Annotated in this window: 8 protein-coding genes; 3 read left to right on the top strand and 5 right to left on the bottom strand. The window is 40.1% G+C overall.

From position 1 onward, the window contains the following. A partial coding sequence (locus PGZ10_RS07470; protein WP_270541027.1) for an InlB B-repeat-containing protein occupies nt 1–1283 on the bottom strand: 1283 nt, incomplete at its 3' end. 1016 nt (nt 1284–2299) lie between these two features. Here PGZ10_RS07470 and PGZ10_RS16815 point away from each other — a divergent pair. Continuing rightward, the gene (locus PGZ10_RS16815; protein WP_334304120.1) at nt 2300–2506 is read left to right on the top strand and encodes a helix-turn-helix domain-containing protein; all 207 of its coding nucleotides are present in this window, start codon (nt 2300–2302) and stop codon (nt 2504–2506) included. A 145-nt stretch (nt 2507–2651) separates the two neighbouring features. Continuing rightward, nucleotides 2652–3014 carry a helix-turn-helix domain-containing protein gene (locus PGZ10_RS07465; RefSeq protein ID WP_022220639.1) on the top strand — a complete coding sequence of 121 codons (363 nt, stop codon included), beginning with the start codon at nt 2652–2654 and terminating at the stop codon, nt 3012–3014. Nucleotides 3015–3032: 18 nt separating this feature from the next. Here the strand turns inward: PGZ10_RS07465 and PGZ10_RS07460 are convergent, their stop codons facing one another. Both PGZ10_RS07460 and PGZ10_RS07455 read right to left on the bottom strand, forming a co-directional pair. Beyond that, nucleotides 3033–4853 (bottom strand): DUF6320 domain-containing protein, encoded by a 1821-nt coding sequence (locus PGZ10_RS07460; protein ID WP_270541026.1) that lies wholly within the window; start codon nt 4851–4853, stop codon nt 3033–3035. Between the two features lie 3 nt (nt 4854–4856). Beyond that, nucleotides 4857–5783: an alpha/beta hydrolase gene (locus tag PGZ10_RS07455; protein WP_270541025.1), complete on the bottom strand. Its 927-nt coding sequence runs from the start codon at nt 5781–5783 to the stop codon at nt 4857–4859. Nucleotides 5784–5983: 200 nt separating this feature from the next. On the opposite strand from PGZ10_RS07455, the gene PGZ10_RS07450 reads away from it, so the two are divergent. Next, nucleotides 5984–6754 carry a hypothetical protein gene (locus PGZ10_RS07450; protein WP_117834450.1) on the top strand — a complete coding sequence of 257 codons (771 nt, stop codon included), beginning with the start codon at nt 5984–5986 and terminating at the stop codon, nt 6752–6754. 137 nt (nt 6755–6891) lie between these two features. Here the strand turns inward: PGZ10_RS07450 and PGZ10_RS07445 are convergent, their stop codons facing one another. Continuing rightward, a complete protein-coding gene (locus PGZ10_RS07445) occupies nt 6892–7887 on the bottom strand; it encodes an Rpn family recombination-promoting nuclease/putative transposase (protein WP_270541024.1) in 996 nt (331 codons plus the stop codon). 389 nt (nt 7888–8276) lie between these two features. Then, nucleotides 8277–9614 carry a CitMHS family transporter gene (locus tag PGZ10_RS07440; RefSeq protein ID WP_055157528.1) on the bottom strand — a complete coding sequence of 446 codons (1338 nt, stop codon included), beginning with the start codon at nt 9612–9614 and terminating at the stop codon, nt 8277–8279. Between the last annotated feature and the right edge of the window lie 35 nt (nt 9615–9649).

Genomic DNA, 9649 nt, shown 5'->3' with positions numbered 1-9649 from the left:
ATTACAACTGTTGCATTTGCTACTGCTACAGCCGGTGTTTCTTCAACTTTTTCAAATTCAGGTGTAATTGTTACATAACCAACATTAGATCCTTCTGGGAAATGTGCAAGTCCTGTCACACCAAATGTTTTAGCATCTGCATCCCAATTCTGTGTTTCAGCGCCTTCAACTTTCCATCCAGTAAACTTGTATCCATCATTTGCTTTTACTGCCGGAATTTCAAACTGCTGGTCTGTGTCTGCAGCAATACCTTTGAAAGAAACAACTGTTGATGGTGCATAATCCGGGAATGATCCTTTTTCTGAATCAACAATATTGAAATATACTTCTACTGTTTTTTCTTCAGCTGGTTCTTCTTTAGCTTTTACATTAACATTAACATCTGCATCCTTACCATATTCTACAGAAGTACTCCACTTATCATCTGCAAGTTCGTATCCTTTTGGAATTGTAAGATCTTTTGCAGTAAACTCAGCGCTTTCTCCAACTTTACCATTCTTTTTAATGGTCTGGATATTATCTTTAATATAATTGTCTGAATTTACATCAACGTAATGTACACGTAATTCAGCATCTTTTTTCTCTACTGCAGCTTCTTTTTCTTTGAATGTCGCCTCGAATGCCACATATCCATCATTCTTGTCTTTTTCATAGAATGCTAATCCTGAAACATAAAATGTTTCTGACTCTGGTGACCAATCTGCTTCATTAGCTCCAGTAACATGCCATCCAGTAAATTCATATCCTTCTTTTGCTTCCACTTTCGGAATAGGATGCGCGTTTCCGTCAGTTTCATCTAAATCATAAGTTACTACTTTAGCTCCAGCCGGGTCTGTAAATTTTCCTTTTTCAGGATCAACATTGAAAGCAACATGAGCAGTTTTCTTTATCTCTACTGGTTTAATAACTGCTTGAATAGCTACAAACTCTGAAGTACCAGCAGCTCTTACAATATCCTCATAACTCATTTGGGCAGTAGCATCAAAAAACGTATCATTAATTGTCCATCCCTTGAACTCATATCCCTCTTCAACAGTAAGTGTTGGTGGCGTGATAGTCTCACCGCTCGTCATCTCTTTAGTTAAAAAGTGTTGTCCGTCTGCACCCACTGCATAATCCCAGTAATTGAAAGTTACTGTAATTTTAAATGCTTTTTCATCTGTAGCAACAGTTGTAGCAGAACTATTGTTATCAGCCGCAACAACCGGTACAGCATTTACTCCAACGAGCATTACTGCGACAGAGAACGCACATGCCTGATGAAGTACTCTTCTCTTTTTCATCTCTAATTTCCTCTCTTTCTCATCTTAAAAAATTATATGCTTTTTTGCATACGTATCCTATCTTGGTTATTATAAGTCTTAATTTTTAAGAAGTCAACAGTATTATCTCTTTTTCTAGGACTTCCTGGTCTTTTTAACATACTTTTTTCAAAACATTTTATTTTTTTCTTTTCTTTTTCAAAACAATTAAATGTTTTATTAACACTTTCACTATAATAGTGGGTTTTTAATGTTATTTCCCCTATTTTTCAGTATTTTAATAGGCAAATTCTTTATAAATAATTCGATAAAAAACCATAGTTTTCAAAATTGCGTCTTCTTATCTTTGTGCTTTATAATAAGAAAGGAGTAAATTTGAAAGGAAACCGTTTTCATGAAAGACATTGGCAAGATTCTGAAATATGCCCGTGAGAATAAAAAATATACCCAAAACAAGTAATGGAATTAACCGGCATCCACAGGAAATCGCTTTCTGGTTAAGAGAACAACGTTGCCGAGCCAAATCTATCAACCTTTGCGACTCTTGCCAATCTCTATGGTATTTCTGCCGATGAAGTATTAGATATTGGTGGAAAAGCTTCTTCCGACTCTCTGCCTCAATGTGAATTCCAGGTTCTTTCTTTATTTAAAGAACTTGACCCCAAACATCAGGAAGAACTCCTGATTCAAATCACCGCACTTGTCAGATTTTTGCATACAAAAAATATGGCGCCGCAAGTCTCACAATTCCTATTTCGTTAGAGATCAGAGGCGGAAAAATTAAAGTTTAGAGATTAAAGTTTGAATATGATAGCACATGTGTATCTTTAATTTTAAGACTTTTTGATTTATTAGTACTTTTTCTAAGAATTCTACTCTTTTTAACGTCTATTTCTTATATAATAGCAATAGTACATACCACTTCACTTATATTATTATTATATATGAAATCTTCGAAAGGACGATCGCCCATGGAACATATAGGAGAAATTCTCCGGACAGCACGTGAAGATAATTTTTATACTTAGAAGAAAGTAATGGAACTGACCGGTATCAACCGCAAGACTCTGTCCGGCTATGAGAACAGTGTAGCTGAACCAGATCTTGACACATTTGCCAGATTACTCCGCTTATATCAACTTTCTGCGGATGAAGTATTAGGAATTAAGACTTCTACCCCCCCCCTCGCATTTTTCCCTTTCGCGCTGCGAACGAAAAATGCTTACTCTTTTCCAAAAATTTGACACCAGCCACCAGGAAGAGCTTTTGATTCAGTTTCAATCTCTCGCAGACTATCTCGATAAAAAATCAAAATAAATTGTCATTGCTTTTTCCTGCTCTGACCATTTATAATGAACTTATACTATGTTTGAAGGGGGGAACATTTTCATGAAAGATATTGGTAAAATTCTGAAAAACGCCCGTGAGAATAAAGAATATACCCAGAAACAAGTGATGGAATTGACCGGTATCCACAGAAAATCTCTGTCCGGTTATGAGAATAACGTTGCCGAGCCGGATCTCTCCACTTTCGCAACCCTTGCCAATCTGTATGGCATCTCTGCAGATGAAGCTTTGGAAATTGGTGAACCGGATCCTTCTGTTTCTTTGCTTCGTTTTGAATTCCAAGTTCTTTCTTTATTTAAAGAACTCGATGCAAAGCATCAGGAAGAACTTCTGATCCAGATCACCGCACTCGTCAGATATTTAAATGCAAAAAATATGGTGCCGCAAAATCATCAATCCAGATAATTTTGCGGCACCACCGATTTATACATGTAAATTCTTTTCCATTTCCTGACGCATTTCTTTTCCCTTGAAAAGCACCAGTCCGATCAGCATCAGCACTCCCATCCCAATCGAAATTACAGACGGAAATACAATCTTTACCTTTCCTGTCACCAGAAATAAAAACGGTAGGATCATTCCATAAAGTGCTGCCATCACAAAATATACCAGATAATCCTTCGCCTGGCGATAATACACCCTCGATATGATCAGCATCGAAATCATAATCAGACCACTTACTCCCGGAAGAACAAAATCGATCGACCAGCCATGCCACCTGGTCAGCCAGTCCCAGATGATACAGCCTACTGTTACAATGATCAGCTGCCACATGGCATTTTTCAGCAGATTATAACGTTTAAAAAATCCAACCGCAAGCGCAAGCCACATGCTGAATGCACCTCCACAAACGAATAGCGATAAATAAAATGTCTTATCAATACTATAATCCACGCCAAGTGCCGTTACGATAGCGATCATGCAAAGGAATGTAAATATTTTGAATATCTGCATCCCCTTCGCTTCTGTCATGACGCTTTCCGGATATTCCACCTTAAGAATCTCCGTTTTCACTTCCTGTTCTTTCAGAATCTGGAAAAAATTCTCTTTGATTGCATCACAGTCATATCTGGACGTAAATCCCAGATAAATCTTATCCCGGAAGGAACACATACAAAGCTCTACTTTCGGCGTACTTGTATAAACGCCAAAATACCTGATATACGTCTCATAGCTTTCCGGCATCCGGATGATTCCCATGTTGGAAAAAATAGCGGTCACATCACTTTCTGCCGTCCTTGCCCCGATATTGATACAGACATTTTTCAGTTCCAGCGGCGCAAATTTCAGGATTGGATGCACCTGCAAGGCGAAGTAATCGTTCATCCGCTTCTCCATCTTTTCCGCTGTCAATTCTTCTTTAAAGCATGCATTTACTTTTTGCACAACATCTGTGAACTCTTCTTTTCCACCCTGAAAATGATATCCCGGTTCGATCCAGTTGAAGAAATTGAGCATTGTATTGGTCGGAAAGAAATTACGCAGATTTACCGGAACCATCAGTACAACCGGCTTGCTTTCCTGCCGTCTTGTCATTGTCCGGTGAATCGCACACAGATATACCGCAGTCAGAAATACCGTCATCGATACACCATAAGTCTTTGCCTGATTCCTCAGTTCTTCGACCGGAATCTCTGCCTCTGTCGTCTGCAGGCTTCCAAGCTCACGCCGGTTTCCGCGAAGCTGATGCGCTGCCGGTTTTTTCTCCTTTTTGCGGTCTGCCTGGCGGGAATAATATCTTTCAAATCCATCTGCTTCCTGATCGAAAAGGCTCTCCGAATACTCTGACAGAACCACATCCTCCAGTCCATCTTCATGATGTGCCAGATACAGATAATTTTTCACCAGCTCCCGTACAAATTCACTGGCACCGGTTCCGTCCGTCAGCACATGAAAGACCTCAAAATTGATTCTCTTTTTGTAATAAGTCACTTCAAAAAGCAGATCTCTCTTATCACGGATATAAAGGCTACTGCACGGCTCCTTATACTCCTCTCTTACAACCGGTCTTTTATTACTCTGTTCCAGATAATGCCAGAACAGTCCCTTTCGCAGCACGGACAGAAAGATCGGATATTTTTCCAGTGTCCTGTCTACCGCCTTCTGCAGGATCTCCTGCTGTATATCCTCTTTCAATTCGCAGTAGAACCGGAATACACGGGTATCCCTTTTACTGCTCGCCGCCGGAAAAAGCTTCGCTGCATTGTCCAGCCTTCTCCAGTGCTTTACATTTGTCTGCGGCATTTTCTATTCCCCCTCCAGAAAATGATTGATATATTCAAAACTTTCCTGTACATGCAGACTCCGGATTCCCAGTGCAAAATATCCGTGAAGTGCATCCTTGATCCGGTGTACTTCCACCCGGTTACCTGCCTCTGCAAGACGTCTTCCATACGCTTCTCCCTCATCCCGGAGCGGATCAAATTCTGACGTCAGGATCAGTGTATCCGGCTGTCCTGACAGATCTTTCTCCAGAATCGGTGCAAAATATGGATTTAACTTGTCCTCTTCCGAACCTGCATAAAGATTGATATAATCTTTTAATTTGCCTGCCGTCAGAAGATAATCCTGCCCGTTCTCCCTTACAGAAGAGAACAGACTCTTCTCTGAATAATCATTATTGACTGCCGGATAGATCAGAATTTGTCTCTTTGGCATAAATTCGCCACGGTCCCGTGCCATAATGGACAATGCAGCTACCAGATTGCCACCTGCACTGTCTCCAATCAGAGTAATATCCTCCGGCTTTGTATCCGGATGCGTATACAATGCTCTTGCCACGGCATAACAGTCCATAAGCCCGGTCGGGAACTTGTGCTCCGGCGCCAGGCGGTATTCTACTGCTGCTACAGTCTGCCCCGTCGCCTGTGCCATCCGGCAACATACTCTCTCATAATTTTCCACATGCTCAGTCGCCCATCCTCCTCCGTGAAGGAAAAGCATGATCTTTCGTCCCTTGATCTGATCTTTTTCCAGACACGATGCTTCATCCGGGAAAAATACCCGGATCGGAACTTCATAATCTCCGTTATATACCTGCAGATCCATTTTTTTATAAAAAATTTTCATCGGATCCAGTCTTTTCAGATCCGCAAGCTGCCTTGATACTTCTACATCAATCCCTCCAAAAGACAGGATTTTCAGGATTGCTTTTGTTGCTATATTGATTGCCATATTTTTCTGTCCTCATTTATTTTTTCATACAGATTTATTCTACCATAGAATGATGTCCCCTACCACTCTTTCTCTTTCCATCTTTGCTACATTAACCCATTTTCAATTTTTCAGATTTCACAATCATCTCATTATTTATTTGACACAGACTGTCAAAACAGTTACCATACACTTATGCACAAGGAGGGTGTATTTGTTTTATGAATAATAAAAAAAATATAGACGACTATTTTGATGACAACTTTGAAGTAACTTATACAGGCGATCTCCCGTCGATCCCTGTGGGGCAGGATGATTATGACGACCGTTATGACGACACAGACTACCTTAACGATTATGAAACTGACGACTACTACGATGAAACAGACAGGCTTGCTCCTGATTATGACGATGATTATGAAGAAGAGGATTCTTATTATGACCGCCAAAGACCAGCCAGACGGACAGAACGGAGAAATTCCCGCAGACGTCCCGATTCCTCTTCCGAAGAACTGGCTGCTCCAATCCGGAATATTGCCCGCACCGGAAGTACTGCCGCTGAGAAACTGACCACTTTCATCCTTCGCCCGGCACCGGTTCTGATGTCCGCCATCATCCTGGCGATTACCTTTTTTTCATTCTGGAATCAGCTGTCTGATTATGGAGATATCAATACACTGACATCCAATCCAGATCTTACTCTGATTGCTTATCTGACTGTCGGAGCGGTTATGCTGATCTGGATGCTGTCTACGTTCTTTTTCACATTAAGTGGCATCCGACACGGAACCGGACGCGGACTTACTTATTTTGTCCTGGTATATGTTCTGTCCTACCTCTTCAGTCTAGCCGCAGCTGCAATTCCTGCTGATGTTCAGTTGCTGACCGGTATCAGAGGCGGTATCCTGGTATTTGGTTCCCTTTACCCGGCATATTTTCCATTCTGCGTGGTGGGAATTATTACTTGTATTTTGCGGAAAATTTTGAAGTAAAACATTCCTCATACTAAGGCATATGCCTTAGGGCATCCTCATATGGTGTTTTTACTTTATAAGTGAACAACAACTAATTACATGCGAAAAAAGAGTAAGTCAAATCACTCATCTATCTGATTTGACTTACTCTTTTCTTACTTTTGTTTCATTCCCGATGTGTTTCCCAACTTTTGTACTATTTTTTCTATATCATATTCCGGTGCATAGGTATTGGCAATATCATAGATTCTCTGTATCGTCAAGACATCCTCTTCCAGAAAATCTGCAATTTCCTCTGCTGACATCCCTTTTTGCAATTTTTTTATAACAATTGAAACTAATGCTTCCCTGTACCCTTCTTTACGTCCTTCTTTACGTCCTTCCTCACGTCCTTCTTCACGTCCTTCTCGCATCCCAATTATTTTTGCACTTTTCATAAACGAATTATGATCCCACAAAATTTTTTGTCTTTCTTCGTATTCTCTTCTTTTTCTTTCATCTGCACTCATCTTCTCCAGACATTCATAAGCTTCTTTAATATATTCATTTTGCTCTGCCATCTTTGCAAAATCCTTTCTGTTCTTTCCGCTCATAAATCGCATCCACTGGATGATCCCAGTTTCATTCTGACTTTCCGGTGGCAACTTTTTCAATTCCAGAATATGAATCTGCAGCAAGTCCGTCAGCACTTCTCCAGTCTCTTTATCACAGAACATTCCCGCATGATAACATTTGGTATCATTTTCAAAGAAATTAAAGTCCAAAATTCCAACATGAATGCACGGTTTAATTCTATCATAAGTATCCCCTGTTTTCATTTGATCCGTTACCATCTTTGACAGATAATAAAAGCTCCTCTGAAACCAGAATTCAAATGGCACCACCTGCATTTCCAAATCCATCTGCTCTCCATTTTTCAAGAGAACTCTTACATCCAGAATCCCGTATTTATCTTCCGGATATTCTTTCCTTAAAATTGTTGGCATCAACTTTGTTTTCTGAATTTCTTCTGGATCTTTCTTTAGAATTGCCGCAATCAATCCCTGTCTTACTTTTGCATTCTCCATTAATTCTTTGAAGCAGAAATCTACCGTTGGATGCATTATAAAGCTATCCTGATTTTCTGTTAATTGTTTCTTTTCTTCTGTCATATGATTCCCCTTTCTGCATTGTAAAAATATAGAAAGGAAAATCTGACTTTTCTACTATAAATATTTTAACATACTGTCATCCTTTGTAAAGGCAAACTCCCATACTTCTATATTTTCTTTTGCTTTGTTCATTGTCGGGAGTTTACTCGAAAATTGAGCACCGAAAATGAGATACCTTCTGATTATGGTTAATTAGATACTTTTTCGATTTTAGAACTAAATCGAAGTAAAATAACTCTATCACATTTTCCTGAAATCTTATACCCTGCATAACATTTTCGAGCACTTTCGTTGCATTTCAATCATCAGACCATTTTATATGCATATCCAAAAAATCCCGTACTCCATGTACAAATCACATGAAATACAGGATCTTTTTATTTATCTAACTAGAATTTGATAACTCCAAGAATTATACCTGAGATCAGACAGATAATACTTACGCCCCAGATCCAGAAGAAACTGTTCTTGATATGGTCTTTGATCTCTACACCGGCAAGTCCGGTTCCAAGGAATGTAGCCGGTACAACCGGGCTGATAAAGGTTGCACAGTTACGGCATACAACCATTGCAATGGCGATATGTGCCGGATTTACACCAAATTCATTTCCAATTCCAATCAGTACCGGAAGCATTCCGAAGAAGAAGGAATCGGTATCAAACATCAGTGTAAGCGGTACAGATACCAGACCTACGATAAGCGGTAAAAATCTTCCCATAGACTGTGGAACTACATTTGCAAGTACATTAGCCATATGAGTCATGATCTCTGTTTGTTGCATCACTCCAAGAAATACACCTGCACAAAGAATCGTAGATGCCATGGTAAGTGCCGGTCCTGCATGAGATTTAATGATCTTACCCTGCATTTTTGCACCCGGGTAGTTTACAAAAAGTGCTACTGCACATCCTACCATAAAGATATAGTAAGACGGTACCTTTGCAAGAACCAGGTTTACGATCACTACCAGTGTTACGATTACATTGAATACAAAGAGTTTCGGTCTTGCAAGCTCATTCTTTTCATCATCTGTTACGGCTTCATCTTCAATTCCGCCATACTCGATCTTTTCTGCTGAAGAAGTGCCTGCACCTCTCTTCTTTTCGATATTTCCCCAGATAAATGCTGTTCCAAGTGCAATAAAAATACCTACAACCTGCATTGGAATGATCTGTTTCCACAGTGCATTTGGTTCAATTCCAAGGACAGTAGCCGCACGCATTGTCGGTCCGCCCCATGGCAGAAGATTCATTACACCCATTGCAGATACACAGATGAGCATCAGAGTTGTCGGTCTCATATTCAGACGTTTGTAAACCGGGAGCATTGCCGGAATTGTGATCAGGAATGTAGAGGCACCGCCTCCATCCAGATGTCCGATCATAGCAATGATACAGGTCATCATGGCAACACCGACTACATTACTTCCGACTTTCTTCATCAATGCATTGATGATCTTGTCGAACATTCCTACATCTGTCATAATTCCAAAGAAAAGTACAGAGAAGATAAACAGCGCTGCAGTACCATGTACTCCTGCTACACCGGCTGTTACAAATTCCCCCATTTCTTCAATCGTAAATGTTCCGGTTGCTACAAGGATTGCACCTGTTACAGTGGATACACTGACAAATGCAAGAGCCGGTACCGTTACATTTCTTAAGAGCAACGCAATCACAATAATGATGGTTGCAAATCCCAATAAGGCAAGCATTGCTTCACTCATGGCATTTTCTCCTTCCTTTTGTACGGGTACTTTTT

Source organism: Coprococcus sp. AF102-57, assembly GCF_027686195.1.
In the GTDB taxonomy this organism is placed as follows: domain Bacteria; phylum Bacillota; class Clostridia; order Lachnospirales; family Lachnospiraceae; genus Allocoprococcus; species Allocoprococcus comes.
This window is presented reverse-complemented; position numbering and strand designations above follow the sequence as displayed.